The sequence below is a fragment of the Paracoccus sp. S4493 genome (assembly GCF_000967735.1).
GTDB classification, from domain to species: domain Bacteria; phylum Pseudomonadota; class Alphaproteobacteria; order Rhodobacterales; family Rhodobacteraceae; genus Paracoccus; species Paracoccus marcusii.
Genome location: NZ_JXYF01000009.1, coordinates 38,931 through 58,587, shown reverse-complemented (window position 1 = coordinate 58,587; position 19,657 = coordinate 38,931). Strand labels below are relative to the sequence as shown.

Annotated in this window: 20 protein-coding genes; 15 read left to right on the top strand and 5 right to left on the bottom strand. The window is 67.6% G+C overall.

The window, feature by feature from the left end; translation table 11 throughout:
* The first annotated feature begins 1 nt into the window (after position 1).
* The gene (gap, locus tag TW83_RS02355) at positions 2-1,003 is read left to right on the top strand and encodes a type I glyceraldehyde-3-phosphate dehydrogenase (protein WP_045981170.1); all 1,002 of its coding nucleotides are present in this window, start codon (positions 2-4) and stop codon (positions 1,001-1,003) included.
* A gap of 65 nt (positions 1,004-1,068) precedes the next feature.
* On the opposite strand, the gene TW83_RS02350 is transcribed toward gap, so the two are convergent.
* Together TW83_RS02350 and TW83_RS02345 are read right to left on the bottom strand one after the other, a co-directional pair.
* Entirely contained in the window at positions 1,069-1,821 is a 753-nt protein-coding gene (locus TW83_RS02350; RefSeq protein WP_045981169.1) for an SDR family oxidoreductase, read from the bottom strand.
* Positions 1,822-1,884: 63 nt separating this feature from the next.
* Complete coding sequence (locus tag TW83_RS02345; protein ID WP_232303263.1) at positions 1,885-2,202, bottom strand: antibiotic ABC transporter; 318 nt, start codon at positions 2,200-2,202, stop codon at positions 1,885-1,887.
* 157 nt (positions 2,203-2,359) lie between these two features.
* Here TW83_RS02345 and pyrC point away from each other — a divergent pair, with 157 nt between their 5' ends.
* From pyrC to TW83_RS02300, 9 genes are all read left to right on the top strand, one after another.
* Entirely contained in the window at positions 2,360-3,403 is a 1,044-nt protein-coding gene (gene pyrC / locus TW83_RS02340) for a dihydroorotase (RefSeq protein ID WP_045981168.1), read from the top strand.
* Entirely contained in the window at positions 3,400-4,071 is a 672-nt protein-coding gene (locus tag TW83_RS02335; protein WP_045981167.1) for an orotate phosphoribosyltransferase, read from the top strand. The genes pyrC and TW83_RS02335 overlap by 4 nt, the downstream gene beginning before the upstream one ends.
* Positions 4,072-4,167: 96 nt before the next feature.
* Entirely contained in the window at positions 4,168-5,670 is a 1,503-nt protein-coding gene (locus TW83_RS02330) for a replicative DNA helicase (protein ID WP_084697213.1), read from the top strand.
* A 4-nt stretch (positions 5,671-5,674) separates the two neighbouring features.
* A complete protein-coding gene (locus TW83_RS02325) occupies positions 5,675-6,025 on the top strand; it encodes a DMT family protein (RefSeq protein WP_045981166.1) in 351 nt (116 codons plus the stop codon).
* 175 nt (positions 6,026-6,200) lie between these two features.
* Positions 6,201-7,388 carry a multidrug effflux MFS transporter gene (locus tag TW83_RS02320; protein ID WP_045981165.1) on the top strand — a complete coding sequence of 396 codons (1,188 nt, stop codon included), beginning with the start codon at positions 6,201-6,203 and terminating at the stop codon, positions 7,386-7,388.
* A 60-nt stretch (positions 7,389-7,448) separates the two neighbouring features.
* A complete protein-coding gene (locus TW83_RS02315) occupies positions 7,449-8,846 on the top strand; it encodes a helix-turn-helix transcriptional regulator (RefSeq protein ID WP_045981164.1) in 1,398 nt (465 codons plus the stop codon).
* A 194-nt stretch (positions 8,847-9,040) separates the two neighbouring features.
* Positions 9,041-10,321, top strand: a complete 1,281-nt coding sequence (locus TW83_RS02310; RefSeq protein WP_045981163.1) for a DUF5930 domain-containing protein — start codon at positions 9,041-9,043, stop codon at positions 10,319-10,321.
* A complete protein-coding gene (locus TW83_RS02305) occupies positions 10,311-10,793 on the top strand; it encodes a polymer-forming cytoskeletal protein (protein ID WP_045981162.1) in 483 nt (160 codons plus the stop codon). Before TW83_RS02310 ends, TW83_RS02305 begins: the two co-directional genes overlap by 11 nt.
* A 162-nt stretch (positions 10,794-10,955) precedes the next feature.
* Positions 10,956-11,672 carry an SDR family oxidoreductase gene (locus TW83_RS02300; RefSeq protein WP_045981161.1) on the top strand — a complete coding sequence of 239 codons (717 nt, stop codon included), beginning with the start codon at positions 10,956-10,958 and terminating at the stop codon, positions 11,670-11,672.
* Here TW83_RS02300 and coaD read toward each other — a convergent pair.
* The 3 genes from coaD to TW83_RS02285 all read right to left on the bottom strand — a co-directional run bounded on the left by coaD (position 11,669) and on the right by TW83_RS02285 (position 13,680).
* Positions 11,669-12,160 carry a pantetheine-phosphate adenylyltransferase gene (gene coaD / locus TW83_RS02295; protein ID WP_045981160.1) on the bottom strand — a complete coding sequence of 164 codons (492 nt, stop codon included), beginning with the start codon at positions 12,158-12,160 and terminating at the stop codon, positions 11,669-11,671. The two genes, TW83_RS02300 and coaD, sit on opposite strands and share 4 nt — an antisense overlap.
* A 91-nt stretch (positions 12,161-12,251) precedes the next feature.
* Positions 12,252-12,713, bottom strand: coding sequence for a CBS domain-containing protein (locus TW83_RS02290; RefSeq protein ID WP_045981159.1), 462 nt, complete (start codon positions 12,711-12,713; stop codon positions 12,252-12,254).
* Positions 12,714-12,768: 55 nt separating this feature from the next.
* Positions 12,769-13,680, bottom strand: a complete 912-nt coding sequence (locus TW83_RS02285) for a LysR family transcriptional regulator (protein WP_045981158.1) — start codon at positions 13,678-13,680, stop codon at positions 12,769-12,771.
* 100 nt (positions 13,681-13,780) lie between these two features.
* Here TW83_RS02285 and TW83_RS02280 point away from each other — a divergent pair, with 100 nt between their 5' ends.
* The 5 genes from TW83_RS02280 (at position 13,781) to mmsB (ending at position 19,625) form a co-directional block, all read left to right on the top strand.
* Positions 13,781-15,280: a CoA-acylating methylmalonate-semialdehyde dehydrogenase gene (locus tag TW83_RS02280; protein WP_045981157.1), complete on the top strand. Its 1,500-nt coding sequence runs from the start codon at positions 13,781-13,783 to the stop codon at positions 15,278-15,280.
* A gap of 118 nt (positions 15,281-15,398) precedes the next feature.
* Entirely contained in the window at positions 15,399-16,529 is a 1,131-nt protein-coding gene (locus TW83_RS02275) for a carboxylate-amine ligase (RefSeq protein WP_045981156.1), read from the top strand.
* Between the two features lie 75 nt (positions 16,530-16,604).
* On the top strand, positions 16,605-17,750 hold the full coding sequence (locus TW83_RS02270) for an acyl-CoA dehydrogenase family protein (protein ID WP_045981155.1): 1,146 nt from the start codon (positions 16,605-16,607) through the stop codon (positions 17,748-17,750).
* A gap of 1 nt (position 17,751) precedes the next feature.
* Positions 17,752-18,759, top strand: a complete 1,008-nt coding sequence (locus TW83_RS02265; protein WP_045981154.1) for an enoyl-CoA hydratase/isomerase family protein — start codon at positions 17,752-17,754, stop codon at positions 18,757-18,759.
* On the top strand, positions 18,756-19,625 hold the full coding sequence (gene mmsB, locus TW83_RS02260) for a 3-hydroxyisobutyrate dehydrogenase (protein ID WP_045981153.1): 870 nt from the start codon (positions 18,756-18,758) through the stop codon (positions 19,623-19,625). Before TW83_RS02265 ends, mmsB begins: the two co-directional genes overlap by 4 nt.
* The last annotated feature ends 32 nt before the right edge of the window (positions 19,626-19,657 follow it).

Here is a 19,657-nt window from a genome sequence, read left to right as displayed (position 1 = left end):
CATGGCAGTCAAGGTCGCCATCAACGGCTTCGGCCGGATCGGTCGCAACGTCCTGCGCGCAATCATCGAATCGGGCCGCACCGATATCGAGGTCGTCGCCATCAACGATCTTGGCCCGGTCGAGACCAACGCCCACCTGCTGCGCTATGACAGCGTCCACGGACGCTTTCCGGCACAGGTCACGGTGTCGGGCGACAGCATCGACGTGGGCCGCGGCCCGATCAAGGTCACCGCGATCCGCAACCCGGCCGAACTGCCCTGGGGCGATGTCGACGTGATCATGGAATGCACGGGCCTGTTCACCTCCAAGGAAAAGGTGCAGGCGCATCTGTCCACCGGTGCCAAGCGCGTCCTGATCTCGGCCCCGGGCGAGAACGCGGACAAGACCATCGTCTATGGCGTGAACCACGACACGCTGACCAAGGACGACCTGGTCGTCTCGAACGCCAGCTGCACGACGAACTGCCTGTCGCCGGTGGCGAAGGTCCTGAACGACACGATCGGCATCGACCGCGGGTTCATGACCACGATCCACAGCTATACCGGCGATCAGCCGACGCTGGACACGATGCACAAGGACCTGTACCGCGCCCGCGCCGCGGCGCTGTCGATGATCCCGACCTCGACTGGGGCCGCCAAGGCCGTCGGGCTGGTCCTGCCGGAACTGAAGGGCAAGCTGGACGGCGTGGCCATCCGCGTGCCGACGCCCAACGTCTCGGTCGTGGACCTGGTGTTCGAGGCCAGCCGCGACACCTCGGTCGCCGAGATCAATGGTGCCATCAAGGCGGCCGCCGACGGCCCGCTGAAGGGCGTCCTGGGCTATACCGAGGAATCGCTGGTGTCGTCCGACTTCAACCACGACCCGCATTCGTCGATCTTCCACATGGACCAGACCAAGGTCATGGAGGGCCGCATGGTCCGCATCCTGACCTGGTACGACAACGAATGGGGCTTCTCGAACCGCATGTCGGACACGGCCGTGGCGATGGGCAAGCTGATCTGACACCCCCGCCGGACCAAAGGAAAGGGCCCCGTTGCGGGGCCCTTTTTCATGGCAAGACGCCACATTCAGTCGGCATAGATCATCCGAACCGTCATGCCGCCATCGACCACAAAACGCTGGCCCGTCACGAACCCGGCCTCGTCCGAGGCCAGCCACGCGACCAGCCCGGCGATATCTTCGACCCGGCCGACGCGGCCCACGGGATGCTGATTGCGGTCGGCGTCGGAATGGTCCGCATCGCTGCGGTTCGCGGCCTTCTGCCACGGCCCTGTGTCGATCCAGCCGGGCAGGATGCAGTTCGCGCGCACCTTGGGCCCCAGGCTGACCGCCAGCGCATGGGTCATCGCGACCAACGCGCCCTTTGCCGCGGCATAGGCCTCGGTGTCGGGTTCCGATTGCAGCGCACGGGTCGATGCCATCGTGACGATGCTGCCCCGCGCCTGACGCAGCAGGGGCACCGTCGCGCGGATCACCAGAAATGCCCCGGTCACGTGGCTGTCCTGCCACCGCTGCCAGTCCTCGAGGCTCAGATCCTCGATGGGGCCGCTGACCGGATCGGCGATGCCCGCATTCGACACCACCAGGTTCAGCCCTGCCCCCTTCAGCCAGCCCTGCAGGGCCAGCATTCCCTGCGCCACCTGCCGTTCGTCGCCGACATCGATGGGCAGGGCCAACAGGCCGGGATCGGCCGCGCCGATCTCATCCAGCGCCTCTGCATCCAGATCAAAGACCGCGACGCGCCAGCCGTCTGACCGCAGGCGGGTCACGATGCCCCTGCCGATGCCCTGTGCGCCGCCGGTGATCAGTGCCGTCTTCATCCGCCCGCTCCATCCCGATGTTGCGTTAGGGACCAACGGGGCGGATGCACGGCTTGTTCCGCCTCAGCCGGCCTTGACCGCGGACAGGCGCCGGGAATTCGCGCGGGTCCGTCGGGCATAGGGACGCATGCCGGCCGACAGCATGCGTTCGGCGCTGTGCCCACGCATCCCGGCGCTGGCCATCGCGAACAGCGATTCCGATACCGCAGCCTGCTTTTCGGCGACCATGCGGAACGGCTCTCCGGGGGCCTGAACCATCAGGCCCATCATCCCCGCCATGCGCAGCCCGATCACCATGTTCGATTCGATCGCGATCCGCGCGAACTGGGACGCAAGCCGGGCCTGGGCTGCGGGAAGAATCATCGGCATCATCGGGTTCATCGGCGAGGGTCCTTTCGGCTGCCATCACAGGAACTGCCCGGCAAAGCCACATTGCGCCCCATGGCGCAGACACTCAACCGCGACTTTCGGACAGGGTTCCCGAAATCTGAACGCGGCTGCTTGGCAAGACGGTGCTGCCGTGGTTAGAGGCAGCCTCATGACACAGACGCTGACCCTTCGCCGCCCGGACGACTGGCACCTGCATCTGCGCGACGGCGCGATGCTGGCCGCGGTCGCGCCGCATTCTGCGCAATTCGGCCGCGCGATCATCATGCCCAATCTGGTGCCGCCGGTCACGACCGGCGCCCAGGCCGCCGCCTATCGCGACCGCATCCGCGCCGCCCTGCCCCAGGGTGCCGCGCTGGACCCGCAGATGGTGCTGTACCTGACCGACACGACGGACGCGACCGATGTCGTGGGCGCGTTCCGTGACGGGATCATCCGCGCGGTCAAGCTGTATCCGGCGGGCGCCACCACGAACAGCGCATCGGGCGTGACCGATTTCGACCGCGTCCAGCCCGTGCTGGAGGCGATGGCCGAGGCCGGCGTGACGCTGTGCGTGCACGGAGAGGTCACCGACCCGTCCGTCGATATCTTCGACCGCGAGGCGGTGTTCATCGACACGGTCCTGGACCCGCTGCGCCGCCGTACGCCGGGCCTGCGCGTGGTGATGGAGCATATCACGACCTCGCAGGGCGTCGATTACGCCCGCGCGGGCGGCGACGACCTGGGCGCGACGATCACGACGCATCATCTGGTCATCAACCGCAATGCCATCCTGGCGGGGGGCATCCGGCCGCATTACTACTGCCTGCCGGTCGCGAAACGCGAATCCCACCGCCTGGCGCTGCGCGAGGCTGCGACCAGCGGAGATGCGCGGTTCTTCCTAGGCACCGACAGCGCGCCGCACACGGACGCGGCGAAGCTGCAGCCCTGCGGTTGCGCGGGCTGCTTCACGGCGCCGAACACCATGTCGATCCTGGCGCAGGTGTTCCAGGACGACGGTGCGCTGGACCGGCTGGAGGCCTTCACCAGCCTGAACGGCGCAGCCTTCTATCGCATGGCGCCGAACGAGGACCGCATCACCCTGACGCGCCGCGACACGGCCGTCGACTATCCGGCGCAGATCACCGCGGGCGACGAGACCGTCACCGTCTTCGACCCCGGTTTCCCGCTGTTCTGGCATCTGGAGGACCAATGAGCCTGACCTTTCCTGCGCGCGACGAGATCGCCCGCCTGACCGCCCGGATGCTGCTGGAAATCAAGGCCGTCGATTTCAACGCGGCCCAGCCCTTTACCTATGCGTCCGGTCTCAAGGGGCCGACCTATGTTGATTGCCGCCGCATCATCAGCTTTCCGCGCGTCCGCGCCACGCTGATGGATTTCATGGCAGCGACCGTCATGCGCGACGCGGGCTTCGAGGCCTTCGACAACGTCGCGGGCGGCGAGACCGCGGGCATCCCCTTCGGCGCGCTGGTCGCCGAACGCTTGGGCCTGCCCATGACCTATGTGCGCAAGAAGCCCAAGGGTTACGGCCGCAACGCCCGGATCGAGGGCGTGATGACCGAGGGCCAGCGGGTCCTGCTGGTCGAGGATCTGACCACCGACGGCGGCAGCAAGCTGTCCTTTGTCGACGCGATCCGCGAGACGGGCGCGACCTGCGCGCATACGGCGGTGATCTTCTACTATGGCATCTTCCCGGAGACCACGCAGCGGCTGGCCGATCACGGCGTGGCGCTGCATCACCTGTGCACCTGGTGGGACGTCCTGGCCGAGGCCCGCGCCCAGGGGGCCTTCGACGACGCGACCCTGACCGAGGTCGAGGCCTTCCTGACCGACCCCCGCGCATGGCAGGCGGCAAACGGCTGATCCGGGGTTATCCCCAACAAACTGCGGCCGGCCCCATGACGCGGCCGGCCGGTTCGGTTTAATCTGGACCGCAACCAACGAAGGGGCAGGCAGACCATGAGCACTCTCACCGTCACCAGCGCGCATTTCATCGTTCCCGGACAGGCCGACGGGCCCGAGGACAAGCAGGCCATCCCCTTTTCGCTGGAGGCGGAGCAGCAGTTGCTGGGCGCGCTGCTGACCAACAACGACGTGTTCGACCGGGTCAGCCAGATCATCAAGTCGGACCATTTCTATCACCCGGTCCATGCCCGCATCTTCGACATCTGCGCCGAACGCATCCGCCGCAACGCGCTGGCCAGCCCCGTCACGATCAAGGCCTTCCTTGAGAACGACGACGGCCTGAAGGAACTGGGCGGCCCGGCCTATCTGGCGCGCATGGCGGCGGCGGCGATCAGCGCCTATGCCGCGCGCGACTATGCCCAGATGATCCGTGAATTCGCCCTGCGGCGCGAGTTGATGACCCTGGGCCAGGACATCGCCGCCCGCGCCGCCACCGTCGAGGTGGGCGATGACGCCGAGGAGCAGATCAAGGCCGCGGAACAGACGCTCTACAAGCTGGGCGAGGCCGGGGTGGCCGAACGCGGGTTCCAGTCCTTCCTCAAGGCCGTGACCGGCGCGGTTCAGGTCGCCAACGCCGCCTATCAGCGCGACGGCAAGCTGTCGGGGATTTCCACCGGGCTGATCGACCTGGACGGCAAGATGGGCGGTCTGAACAATTCGGACCTGATCATCCTGGCCGGCCGCCCGTCGATGGGCAAGACCGCGCTGGCGACCAACATCGCCTTCAACATCGCCAAGTCTCACAAGCTGGGCGAAAAGCCCGACGGCACCCAAGGCTCGATCGAGGGCGGCGTCGTCGGCTTCTTCAGCCTCGAGATGTCGGCCGAACAGCTGGCCGCCCGCATCCTGTCCGAGGCCGCCGAGGTGGCGTCCGAGCGCATCCGCAGCGGCAACATGGACGAGGGCGAATTCCGCCGCTTCGTCGAGGCCGCGCACGCGCTGCAGAACTGTCCGCTGTTCATCGACGACACGCCCGCCCTGCCCATCAACCAGCTGGCCGCCCGCGCCCGAAAGCTGAAGCGCACGCATGGGCTGGACGTGCTGATCGTGGACTACCTTCAGCTCTTGAAGGCCGCGACCGCCAAGGACAGCCGCGTGAACGAGGTGTCCGAGATCACCCAGGGCCTCAAGGCCGTGGCCAAGGAGCTGAACATCCCCGTCATCGCCCTGTCCCAGCTGTCGCGCCAGGTCGAGAACCGCGAGGACAAGCGCCCGCAACTGTCGGACCTGCGCGAATCCGGCTCGATCGAGCAGGACGCCGACATCGTGATGTTCGTGTTCCGCGAGGAATACTACAAGGAACGCGAAAAGCCCTCGGACAGCGACCTGGACGCGATGGCCCGCTGGCAGCAGGTGATGGAGAACGTCCATGGCAAGGCCGAGGTGATCCTGGGCAAGCAGCGCCACGGCCCCATCGGCACGGTCGAGCTGGCCTTCGAGGGTCAGTTTACCCGCTTCGGCAACCTTGCCCGCGACCGCCAGAGCCAGTGGGACTGATCCGATGACCCTGCCGGTTCCCGTCGCCACGATCGGCCTGCTGCTGGCCTCGAACATCTTCATGACCGTCGCGTGGTACGGTCACCTCAAGTTCAAGACCGCCCCCCTGGTAACGGTGATCTTCATCAGCTGGGGCATCGCCTTCTTCGAATACCTGATGCAGGTGCCCGCGAACCGCATCGGTTACGGCTATTTCAGCGCCGCCCAGCTCAAGACCATTCAGGAGGTCATCAGCCTCTCGGTCTTCGCGATCTTCTCCTGGGTCTATCTGGGCGAACGGATCGGCTGGCAGCACGGCGTGGGCTTCTCCCTGATCTGCCTCGGCGCCTGGTTCATCTTCCACGACTTCGGCTGATCGCGGGGGTGGCCCGGAGGGGGCGCCGCCCCCGCCGGCGGGGGGTCCGGGGGGCCGGCCCCCCCGGCTCGCTGCGCGGGACGCAATCCATCTGGCGCATCCCCCCACAGCCGCGCTATGGATCTCGCGCGGAGGTTTTGCAGATCGTGCATTCCGCCCCTCGAAAGGTCCGACCATGCGCACGCCCCCCCATCTTCTGACCCTCGTCGCCCTGTCCGGGGTGTCCGCGCTGTCGATGAACGTGTTTTTGCCCTCGCTGCCCGGCATGGCGCGCGATTTCCAGGTCGATTACGGTGTGATGCAGCTGTCGGTCTCGGCCTATATCGGGGCCAGCGCGGTCCTTCAGCTGCTGGGCGGCCCGCTCAGCGACCGCTTTGGCCGCCGGCCCGTGGTCATTTGGGGGCTCATCGGCTTCCTGCTGGCCACCATCGGTACGCTGCTGGCGACCACGGCCACCACCTTCCTGGTCTTTCGGCTGGCGCAGTCGGTCATCACCGTCTGCATGCTGGTCCCACGCGCCGTGATCCGCGACCTCTATGACGGCGATCGCGCCGCCTCGATGCTGGGCTACGTCACGATGGGCATGGCCGTCGTGCCGATGATGGCCCCCGTCTTTGGTGGCGTTCTGGACGAGCTGTTCGGCTGGCAGGCCAACTTCGCCGTCATGGGCCTTCTGGGCATCGCCGTCCTGGCGCTGGCCTATCGCGACATGGGCGAGACCGTCCGTGGCGGCGGGATGAGCCTGCGCGCCCAGATGGTCAACTATCCGATCCTTGCCCGATCGCACCGGTTCTGGGGCTATTGTCTGGCCGCGACCCTGTCGTCGGGCGCGTTCTTCGCCTATCTGGGCGGCGCGCCCTTCGTCGGGGAACAGGTCTTCGGCCTGACCCCCGCCCAGGTGGGCTACTGGTTCGCGGCGCCCTCGATCGGGTATCTGCTGGGCAACTTCCTGTCGGCACGCTTCTCTCCGGTGATGGGCCTGAACCGGATGATCCTGATCGGCGCGGTCATCTGCCTCGTCGCGCTGTCGGCCGCGCTGCTGGTCGACCTGTCGGGCGTAGTGCACCCGCTTGTCTTCTTCGGCGCCATCGCGCTGATGGGGCTGGGCAACGGCATGGTCCTGCCCAACGCCAATGCCGGCATGATGAGCGTGCGCCCCGAACTGGCCGGGACCGCGTCGGGCCTGGGCGGCGCCCTGGCCGTGGCTGGCGGCGCAGCGCTTTCGGCGCTGGCGGGCGCGCTGCTGCAACCGGGCAGCGGTGCCACGCCCCTGCTGGCGATCATGTGCGCCTCCGCCCTGGGCGGGCTGCTGGCGATCACCTGGGTGCTGCGCCGCGAACGTCAGCTGGCCCTGCAGGGCTGAACCTCTTGCCCGACCGCCTTTGCAACCGCTAGAACCGGCTTTGCAAACGGGGGACGCGACGTGGCGACACAAAAGATCTATGCCGGCAGCGCGCTGCGCGAAACCCGCGCCCGGGCCGCCCTGACCCAACGCCGCTTTGCCGAAAAGCTGGGCGTGTCCCTGCCCTATCTGTCCCAGATGGAGAACAACCACCGCCCCATCAGCGCGGGCGTCCTGCTGCGCCTGGCGCAGGAATTCGGCGTCGACCTGACCACCCTGGCCGCGGGCGATGCCGAACGGATGGTCATCGACATGCAGGAGGCCCTGGCCGACCCGCTGTTCGATGCGGCACCCCCTTTGGCCGACCTGCGCCTGGCCGCGACCAATGCCCCGGTGCTGGCCCGCGCCTTCCTGGACCTGTACCGCGCCCATCGCGAAGGCCAGGAACGCCTGGCCGCCTTGGACGAGGCGATCGGCGCCGCCAGCCAGAACAGCCTGTCGACGCCCTGGGAAGAAGTTCGTGACTTTTTCCACTATTGCGACAACTACATCGACGCCGTCGACCGTGCGGCCGAACGCTTTGCCTGCCCCGACGGGCGGCGGGGCGACCTCTGGGCGATGGCGGTCGCAGCCTTGGCCGCCAAGGGCATCCGTGTCCAGCTGACCGAGCTGCCTGCCAACGCGGTCTTCCGCCGCGACGGCGACCGGCTGCTGGTCAATGCCGCGGCCGAGGCGCCGACCCGCCTGTTCCAGCTGCTGCATCTGGTCGCCCTGGAACGCCAGTCCGACCTGCTGGAGGCGACCCTGGACCTGGCACGCTTTCGCAGCCCCACCGCCCGCCAGATCGCCCGCCTTGGCATGGCCAACTATTTCGCCGGCGCCGCGCTGATGCCCTATCGCGCGTTCATGGCCGCGGCGCAGGCCGAACGCCATGACCTGGAACGGCTGTCGCACCTGTTCGACGCGTCGCTGGAACAGGTCGCGCATCGGCTGTCCACGCTGCAGCGGCCGGGCGCCAAGGGGGTGCCGTTCTTCTTCGTGCGCGTCGATCAGGCGGGCACGATCACCAAGCGCCATTCAGCGACCCGCCTGCAATTCGCCCGCTTTGGCGGTGCCTGCCCGCTGTGGAACGTCCATCAGGCGTTCGAGCAGCCGGGCCGCTTCCTGCGCCAGCTGGCAGAGACGCCGGACGGGGTCCGCTACCTGCTGCTGGCACGCGACGTCTCGAAGCATGCGGGCGCCTTCAACGCGCCGGTCCGCCGATTTGCCATCGGGTTGGGGGTCGAGGTCGCGCATGCGGGCGGGCTGGTCTATGCCGACGGGCTGGACCTGACCAAGCCGCGCGCCTATCAGCCCATCGGGATCTCGTGCCGGATCTGCCCGCGCCCGGACTGCCATCAGCGGTCGGTCCCGCCGATCGACCGGCCGCTGCGAATCCCCGCGGATCGCGATGGCCCCCTGCCCTATGAAATCACTTAGGTTTCTCGCCCCCAGGTTGCACGATTGGCGGATCCTTGCCGATAAAGGCAGGGTTCCGCCAATGCGGGGAACCAGACCGTAGGGTCTTGTTGCCAAGAAGGCACAGCTGCTGTTTACCCGTGACCGAACGGAACAACCCGCCGAACTGCTGACAACGGCGTGCCTTCGAGGGACAGTATCTGACAATGACGGTGATGGATCGACTGAACGCGTCGCTGGAAAAGTGGCTGCCGGAGCAACGCCTTTTCCTCCGCTCGGATGATACGACACGCTTTGTCCGCCTGCGCCCCGTGACCCAGATGGTCGGCATCAGTGGCATCACGCTGGTCTTTGGCTGGACGCTGGTGGCCAGTTCCTTCCTGGTCATCGACGCCGTCAGCTCGGGCAACACCCGCGAACAGATCCAGCGCAGCCAGGCTGCCTTCGAGGAGCGCCTGGCCGAGCTGCAGGCCGAACGCGACGCCCGCGCTGCCGAGGCGCTGGCCGCGCAGTCGCGCTTTGCCGTGGCGCTGGACCAGGTCTCTCAGATGCAGTCGCAGCTTCTCTCCTCCGAGGAGAGCCGCCGCGAGATGGAGACCGGCCTGGCTGCCGTCCAGTCCACGCTGCGCGACACGCTGGCCGATCGCGACACCGCCGTCGCCGCCGCCGATGCGGGCACGACCCCCGCCCCCGACCGGACCGAGGAATTCTCGGTCGCGCTGGATATCCTGTCGGGAGAGCTGCGCAGTTCGGCCGACCAGCGGTCCGAGGCCGTCGAGGAGGCCGAGGCCGCCAAGCTGACCGCACAGGAACTGACCGTCGAGCGCGACCAGATCCTGGCCCGCAACGACGAGATCCTGACCCAGCTGGAGGACGCCGTGACCGTGTCCGTGGCCCCCCTGGACGAGGTCTTCCGCAATGTCGGCATGAACCCGGACGAGGTTCTGCGCACCATCCGCAGCGGCTATTCCGGGCAGGGCGGACCGCTGACGCCGATGTCCTATTCGACCCGCGGCAACGCGGCGCTGACCGACACCGAGCTGAAGGCCCGCCAGATCATCGTCACGCTGGACCAGATGAACACATATCGCATCGCGATCGAGAAGCTGCCGCTGGCCATGCCGGTCACCGACAACTTCCGCTATACCTCGGGCTTTGGCCGCCGGTGGGGTCGCATGCACGAGGGCATCGACATGGCCGGTCCCGTCGGCACGCCGATCCACGTCACGGGCGACGGCGTCGTGACCTTTGCCGGGCGCAGCGGCGCCTATGGCAACCTGATCAAGATCCGCCACGAGCTGGGCACCGAGACCCGCTATGCCCACCTGAGCCGCATCCATGTAAAAGTTGGCGATCGGGTGTCGCAAGGCGACCGGATCGGTGATATGGGGAATACCGGACGCTCGACCGGGCCGCATCTGCATTACGAAGTGCGCATGAACGGTCGGGCCGTGGACCCGATGAGCTTCATCAAGGCAGCAGACAATGTTCAGTAAGACCCGCGTGACCGAGACCCGCCCGACCCCCGACGCAGCCCCGCAGGCGGCCCCGGTCGCGCCTGAGCGCAGCACCCCCGAGGCGCAGGCACCGGCCGCCGCACCCCGTGCGCGCGTGGCACCCTCGGTCCTCTCGGCCGACCTGACGGTGACGGGAAACATCAAGACGCAGGGCGACATCCAGATCGAGGGCACGGTCGAAGGCGACATCCGTGCTCATCAGCTGACCATCGGCGAAACCGCCACAATCAAGGGCGAGATCGTCGGCGACGACGTCATCGTCAATGGCCGCGTCATCGGTCGCGTGCGCGGCCTCAAGGTCCGCCTGACCGCCACCGCGCGGGTCGAGGGCGACATCATCCACAAGACCATCGCCATCGAATCGGGCGCCCATTTCGAGGGTTCGGTCCAGCGCCAGGAAGACCCGCTGAACAACGGCGGCACCAAGAAGCTGGCCCCGCCGACCGAGTGATCGGCCCCTGCCACCCATCCCGACAAGGCCCGCGTTTCGCGGGCCTTTTTCATGGATTGCGGTCCCCCTGCGGTGCGGGTCCAATGCGCCTGAACCGCGGGACGGCGACGGATGCCCATGCCGGCGCACCCGTCACGGGATAGGCGATCACGGGAGAAAATGATGGACAGCATTCTGATCACGGGTGCCGGAAGCGGCATCGGACAGGCCACGGCGCGGCTGTTCCTGGATCGCGGCTGGCGCGTGGGGCTGATCGGTCGCAGGCCCGAACCCCTGCACCAGACCGCCGACGGGCATGACGGCGCGCTGGTCCTGCCCTGCGACATCACCGACGACGCCGCGGTCGAGGCGGCATTCGCGCAGGCCGTCCGCAGCTGGGGCCGCCTGGATGTCCTGTTCAACAATGCCGGACGCGCCGCCCCGCTGGCCGATCCCGACCATCTGTCGCCGGACGATTTCCGCGACGTGATCGCGACCAACGTGACGGGCATGTTCCTCTGTGCGCGCGCGGCCTTTGCGGCGATGCGGGCGCAGTCGCCCCAAGGCGGGCGGATCATCAACAACGGCTCGGTCGCGGCCCATGCGCCGCGGGCGGGGTCGGTCGCCTATACGATGTCCAAGCATGCCGTGACCGGCCTGACGCGCAGCCTGTCGCTGGACGGGCGCGCGGTGAACATCGCTTGCGGCCAGATCGACGTGGGCAATGCCGCGACGCAGTTGCTGCGCGAGGCCGCCGCCCGCGATCCCGATGCCGAACCGGTGATCGACGTCGCCACCGTGGCCGATGCCGTCTGGCACATGGCCACGCTGCCACAGGGCGCGAACGTTCAGTTCATGACGCTGATGGCGACCAACATGCCCTTCATCGGGCGCGGCTAGCCATAGCGGCGCAGCAGCGCGTCCGCGACCGGGGGGGTGACGAATTTCGACACGTCCCCGCCCAGGCGCGCGATCTCCTTGACCAGCTTGGAGGCGATGGCCTGGCGCCGGGCGTCGGCCATCATGAAGACGGTCTCGATGCTGCTGTCCAGGGCACGGTTCATGCCGACCATCTGGAATTCGTACTCGAAATCGGCCACCGCGCGCAGGCCGCGCACGATGATGCTGGCATCCACGTCGCGCGCACAGTCGATCAGCAGGTTCTCGAACGGGTGGACGACGATCTCTCCGCCGGTCTTGGCGACGATGGCGTCGCATTCGGCCTGAACCATGGCCACGCGCGCCTCCAGGTCGAACAACGGGCCCTTGTCGCGGTTGATCGCGACGCCGATCACCAGACGGTCGACCAGCGCCATTGCGCGCTGGATGATGTCGATATGTCCAAGCGTTATCGGATCGAAGGTTCCGGGATAAAGGCCGATGCGCATGGATGTCGCGTCCTTGGGGTCATGGTCCTGACCTCAAGGCAAACCGCATTTGACCCCGGATTGCAAGATCGTGAACGGCTGCGACGATGCGTCAGCTGCCCATGATCATCCCAGTCAGGGCTTCCTTTTCGGCCGCCAGTTCCTTCAGGCGCCCGCTGACCGCATCGCCGATCGAGATCACGCCCAGCATGTCCCCCTGACCGTCCACCACCGGCATGTGGCGGAACCGCCCCTGGGTCATGCGCTCCAGGATGGTCAGCGCGTCCTCTCCGGTGGTGCAGGTTTGGACCTGAGTGGTCATCACGCCGCTGACGGGCTGGGACAGCACGTCGGGTCCGTGCTTGCCCAGCTGACGGACGATGTCGCGTTCGGACAGGATGCCTTCGGGCCTCCGGCCATCGGTGGACACGACCACCGCGCCGATGCGCTTTTCGGCCAGCAGCGTCGCGGCCTCGCCCAGGGTGGTGGTCGGCGCGATGGTCACGATCGTCGCGGAATCGATCCACGGCTTGGCATTGTCGGACTTCATCGACAGCAACTGTTTGACCAGCATCACGGGCCTCCCTCGGACTTGTTCCCCTTCATCATTTTCGCCAAATCGGTTCGCGTCAAGTGCGACCATCGGGGGCCGCGGAAAGCTGCCCCTCCAGTCGGGCGACCTCGGTGCGGATGCCTTGGGCCACCGCCTCGGCCAGCAGGGTCAGCCGGCGCGAGGCGCGGTCGTCGGCATGCCGGATCAGCCAGAAGCTGCGTTTCAGCGCGATGCGCCCGGTCAGCACGCGGCGCACCCCCGGCGCAAAGGGGATCGCGAAATCATGCACGATGCCAAGGCCCGCCCCGGCGCGCACGGCCTGCATCTGCACCGCCACGGAATTGCTGCTGATCTGGGCCGCCTCGACCCCCGTCGCGGACAGATAATCCAGCTCGCGATCAAAGATCATGTCCGGGATATAGCTGATCATCCGATGCCCGCGCAGATCCTCCAGCCGGTCCAGCGGCGGGTGGCGCAACAGGTAGTCGTCATGCCCCGCCAAGTGCAGATGATAGTCGACCAGCCGCTGGACCATCAGCCGCCCCGTGTCGGGCGGCGACACGGCGATGGCCATGTCGGCCTCGCGCCGGGTCAGGTTCACGACGCGCGGCAGGGCCACGATCTGGATCTCCAGCCCCGGATGGGCGGCGCACAGGTCGCGCGCGACCTGCGGCAGCAGATAGTTCGCGCAGCCGTCGGGCGCCCCGATGCGCAACTGTCCCGACAGGCCCGCATCCCCGCTGACGGCCTCGGCGGCGGCGGTGGCGGCGCGTTCGGCTGCCTCGGCCGGGGCCATCAGGCGCGACCCTTCGGCGGTCAGCTGATAGCCCCCCGGTGTCTTGAGAAACAGCGCCGCTCCGACCGACGCCTCCAGCCGCGCGATGCGGCGGCCGACGGTCGATGCGTCCATCGCCAGCCTGCGCCCGGCGCCCGACAGGCTCTCGGCCCGCGCGACGGCCAGAAAGATGCGCAGATCACCCCAATCCATCGCCGCCCTTTGCAAAAACGCAAAATCCTTTTGCCAGCATTCCCCTTTCTTCCGCAAATCCGCAAGACTAGGCTGCGCCCAACAGTTTCAGGAGGACGCGATGAAAGAGATACATCACTGGATCGACGGCAAGGAATACAAGGGCACCTCTGGCCGGTTTTCCGACGTCTACAACCCCGCCACGGGCGAAGTTCAGGCCCGCCTGTCGCTGATCACCAAGGCCGAGATGGACGACGCCATCGCCCGCGCCGCCAAGGCCCAGATCGCATGGGGCGCCACCAATCCGCAGCGCCGCGCCCGCGTGATGATGGCCTTTGTCGGCCTGATCAACCGCGACATGGACAAGCTGGCCGAGGCCCTGTCCAGCGAACACGGCAAGACCTTTCCCGACGCCAAGGGCGACATCCAGCGCGGCCTGGAGGTGATCGAATTCTGCATCGGCGCGCCGCATCTGCTGAAGGGCGAGTTCACCGACAGCGCCGGCCCCGGCATCGACATGTACTCCATGCGCCAGCCCCTGGGCGTGGTCGCGGGCATCACGCCCTTCAACTTTCCGGCCATGATCCCGCTGTGGAAGATGGGCCCGGCCCTGTCCGCCGGCAACGCGATGATCCTGAAACCCTCCGAGCGTGACCCCTCGGTGCCGCTGATGCTGGCCAAGCTGCTGCAGGAGGCGGGCCTGCCCGACGGCGTGCTGCAGGTGGTGAACGGCGACAAGGAATCGGTCGACGCGATCCTGGACAGCGAGGTCATCCAGGCCGTGGGCTTCGTGGGCTCGACCCCGATCGCGCAGTACATCTATGAACGCGCCGCCGCGACCGGCAAGCGCGCGCAGTGCTTCGGCGGCGCCAAGAACCACATGATCATCATGCCCGACGCTGACCTGGACCAGGCCGCCGATGCGCTGGTCGGCGCGGGCTACGGGGCTGCAGGCGAGCGCTGCATGGCGATCTCGGTCGCGGTGCCGGTGGGCGAGAAGACCGCCGACGCGCTGATCGAGAAGCTGATCCCCCGGGTCGAAAAGCTGAAGGTCGGTCCCTGGACCGCCGGCAACGACATCGACTACGGCCCGGTCGTGACCAAGGCCGCCAAGGAGAACATCCTGCGCCTGGTGCAGTCGGGCGTGGATCAGGGCGCCGACCTGGTCGTCGACGGCCGCGACTTCAACCTGCAGGGCTATGAGGACGGCTTCTTCGTCGGGCCCCACCTTTTCGACCGGGTCACCCCGGACATGGACATCTACAAGACCGAGATCTTCGGCCCGGTCCTGTCCACCGTCCGCGCCGCGACCTATGAGGACGCGATCAAGCTGGCGCTCGACCACGAATACGGCAACGGCACCGCGATCTATACCCGCGACGGCGACACGGCGCGCGACTTCGCGAACCGCATCAACATCGGCATGGTGGGCATCAACGTGCCGATCCCGGTGCCGCTGGCCTATCACACCTTCGGCGGCTGGAAGAAATCGGGCTTCGGCGACCTGAACCAGCATGGCCCGGATGCGTTCCGCTTCTATACGCGGACCAAGACCGTGACGGCGCGCTGGCCGTCGGGGATCAAGGAAGGCGGAGAGTTCAACTTCAAGGCCATGGACTGACGCCGGAACCGGCCCTCCCGATGCGGGGGGCGCTGCGCGGGGGGTCCGGGGGGCAGCCAGCCCCCCGGCACGTCGCGGGACGCAAGCCCGGCGCGTCCACGGCAACAAGGACGGACCCATGACGACTGATCCCGACTTCACCCTGGGCATCGAGGAGGAATATCTCCTCGTCGATGCCGAAACCCTCCAGCTGGCCGCGGCGCCCGAGGCGCTGATGCAGGCGCTCAAGGCCGATCTGGGCGAGCAGGTCAGCCCCGAATTTCTGCGCTGCCAGGTCGAGATCGGCACCCCGGTCAGCGCCGACATCCGCGCCGCGGGCGATCACCTACGCCACCTGCGCGACACCGTCGCCCGGCGCGCCGCGGAACATGGGCTGGCGCCCATCTCGGCCTCCTGCCACCCGCAGGCCGACTGGCGCGAACAGGATCATACCGACAAGGACCGCTACAATCAGCTGTCGCGCGACATGGGCGGCGTGGCGCGGCGCATGCTGATCTGCGGCATGCATGTCCATGTGGGCATCCCAGACCCTGCGCAGCGCATCGACCTGATGAACCAGCTGGCCTATTTCCTGCCGCATCTGCTGGCCTTGTCCGCCTCCAGCCCCTTCTGGATGGGCGAGGATTCGGGCCTTGCCTCGTACCGCACCACGGTCTTCGGCGACATGCCCCGCACCGGCCTGCCGCCGCAGATGGGCAGCTGGGACGAATTCGAACGCTCGGTCCAGGCCCTGACCGACCTTGGCATCATCGAGGACAGCAGCAAGATCTGGTGGGACCTGCGCCCCAGCAGCAAATACCCAACGCTGGAGACCCGCATCTGCGACGCCTGCCCGCGGATCGAGGATGCGTTGACCCTGGCTGCGCTGATCCAGACCACGCTGCGCATGCTGTGGCGCCTGTCGCGCGCCAACCAGCGCTGGCGGCAATACGAGCCCTTCCTGTTGGCCGAGAACCGTTGGCGCGCGCTGCGCTATGGCACGACCGAGGGGCTGATCGATTTCGGCGCGGGGCGGATCATCCCGTTCGAGCAGATCGCCGACGACTGGTTGGGCCTGGTCGCGCAGGATGCCGACGCGCTGGACTGTCAGCCCCATGTCGCCCGCCTGCGCGAGATGGTGGCGCATGGCACCGCGGCCGAGGCGCAGCGCGCCGTCCATGCCCGCGCGCGCCAGGCCGGGGCCGACCGCGACGACGCCTTGCGCGCCGTCACCCGCCATCTGGTGCAGGAGTTCACCCGCGACCTCTGACCGCTTGCAACACTGTCGCAACATCTGGCAATTAAACAGCTGTTCAATTCACACCGGTCCGGGGAGGGGCTGCCGATGGATTTCGCACTGACCGAGGAACAGCAGGCCATCTTCGACATGGCCCGCGATTTCGGGGCCGACCGCATCGCGCCCCATGCGCAGGCCTGGGAACGTCAGGGCACCATCCCGCGCGACCTCTGGCCCGACGTGGCGGCCCTGGGCCTGGGCGGCATCTTCGTCTCCGAGGATCACGGCGGCACGGGGCTGTCGCGCCTGGACGGCACGCTGGTCTTCGAGGCGCTGTCGATGGCCTGCCCCTCGGTCGCGTCCTTCCTGTCGATCCACAACATGTGCGGCGGCATGATCGACAAGTTCGGCAGCGATCAGGCCCGCGACCGCTGGCTGCCCGACCTGTGTTCGATGACCCGCATCTTCAGCTATTGCCTGACCGAACCGGGGTCCGGGTCCGACGCGGCCGCCCTGCGCACTCGCGCCGACCGCGACGATCAGGGCTGGCGGCTGAACGGGACCAAAGCTTTCATCAGCGGGGGCGGCTATAGCGACGTCTATGTCGCGATGGTTCGCAGCGGCGGCGACGGCCCCAAGGGGATCAGCACCGTCATCGTCGAGAACGGCACGCCGGGCCTCTCCTTCGGGGGGCTTGAGGACAAGATGGGCTGGCGCTCCCAGCCTACGACCCAGGTCCAGTTCGACGACTGCATCCTGCCCGCCGACAACCTGCTGGGCGAGGAAGGCCGCGGCTTCAGCTATGCCATGGCCGGGCTGGACGGCGGGCGCCTGAACATCGCCGCAGCCGCCCTGGGCGGTGCGCAATCGGCGCTGGACCGGACGCTGGCCTATATGGGCGACCGCAAGGCCTTCGGCAAATCGCTGGACCAGTTCCAAGCGCTGCAGTTCCGCCTGGCCGAGATGGAGACCGCCCTGCAATCGGCCCGCATCTTCCTGCGCCAGGCGGCGTGGAAGCTGGATCAGGGCGCGCCGGACGCGACCAAGTTCTGCGCCATGGCGAAACTGCACGTCACCGACCGCGCCTTCGAGGTCGCCAACCAATGCCTGCAGCTGCACGGCGGCTATGGCTATCTGGCCGATTACGGCATCGAGAAGATCGTGCGCGACCTGCGCGTCCACCAGATCCTGGAGGGCACGAATGAGATCATGCGCCTGATCATCAGCCGCGCCCTGTTGGCGGAAAGGGCCTGACATGGACGACCTGACCATCCGCACCGCCGGGCGCGCCGGGCGCATTACCTTTACCCGGCCCAAGGCGCTGAACGCTCTGACCCATGCCATGGCCCGCGCCATCAATGACGCTTTGGACGGGTGGCGCGACGATCCTGCGGTCGCGCTGGTCATCATCGATGCCGAAGGGGACCGCGCCTTCTGCGCCGGGGGCGACATCGCCGCCGTCTATCACGCGGGCCGCGCGGGCGATCACCAGGTCGGGCGCGACTTCTTTCGCGACGAATACCGCATGAACGCGGCCATCGCCGATTTCCCCAAGCCCATCGTGGCTTTCATGCAAGGGTTCGTCATGGGCGGCGGCGTGGGGGTGGGCGGTCATGCCAGCCACCGGATCGTCGGCGACACGACGCGCATCGCGATGCCCGAAAGCGGCATCGGCCTGATCCCCGACGTGGGCGGCACCTGGCTGCTGGGTCGCGCGCCGGGGCGGATCGGTGAATACCTTGCGATGACCGGGGGTCGGATGACGGCAGGCGACGCGATCCATGCCGGCTTTGCGGACATGTACATTCCCGAAGCGGACTGGCCGGGCCTGATCGCCATGCTGGAGGACAGCGGCGACGTGACCGGCCTGCGCGGCCACCCTGCCCCCGCGGCGACGCTGGACCGGCGCGACCTGTCCGCCTTTGGTGGCCGCACCCTGGCCGATATCACCGTCGCGTTGCAGGAGGCGGGCGACGACGAATCGCTGGAGGCGCTGCGGCGCAATTCGCCGCTGTCGATGGCGGCGGGGCTGGCGATGGTGCGTGCGGCCCGCGGCGACGATTGCATGCAGCAGTCGCTGTCGCGCGAATACCGCTTTACCGCCCGCGCCACGGCCGAAAGCGATTTCCTGGAGGGCGTGCGCGCCCAGATCATCGACAAGGATCGCAAGCCCGTCTGGCGCCGCGACGCGTCCGATGACACGCTACGCGCGATGCTGGCCCCGCTTGGGGATGACGAACTGCAATGGGAGACTGCAGAATGAAGATCGGCTTCATCGGACTGGGCAACATGGGCGCGCCCATGGCCGCCAACCTGGCTGCCGCGGGCCATCAGGTCACGGGTTTCGACACCGCGGCCCCCGCCCCCGCGGGCGTGACCCTCGCCGCCAGCGCGACCAAGGCGGTGTCGGGCGCGGATGTTGTCTTCACCATGCTGCCCAATGGCCAGATCCTGCGCGACGTGGCCGACCAGATCATCCCCGCCATGCAGCAGGGCGCGGTCCTGTGCGACTGTTCCACCGTCGACGTGGACAGCGCGCGCGCCGTGGCGCAAGCGGCCCGCGCAGCGGGGCTGGGTGCGCTGGACGCGCCCGTCTCGGGCGGCACCGGCGGCGCACAGGCCGGCACGCTGACCTTCATGGTGGGTGGCGCCGAAGCCGATTTCGCCACCGTCCAGCCGCTGTTCGCGGTCATGGGCCAGAAGGCCGTCCATTGCGGCGACGGCGGCGCCGGACAAGCGGCCAAGATCTGCAACAACATGATCCTAGGCGTCACCATGATCGCTACCTGCGAAGCCTTTGCCTTGGCCGACAAGCTGGGGCTGGACCGCCAGAAGATGTTCGACGTCGTGTCGACCAGTTCGGGCTATAGCTGGTCGATGAACGCCTACTGCCCGGCGCCGGGCGTGGGCCCTGTCAGCCCCGCGGACAACGGCTACAAGCCCGGCTTTGCCGCCGAACTGATGCTCAAGGATCTTGGCCTGTCCCAGCAGGCGGCCGAATCGGTCGGTGCGCAGACCCCGATGGGGGCGTTGGCGCATCAACAATATGACGACTTCGTCACCCGCGAAGACGGCCGGGGACAGGATTTTTCGGCCATGCTGCCCCGATTTACGGCGCGGAACGGTTGATCGGAACGGGTTGTTAACCCCTGCCGTGGTGA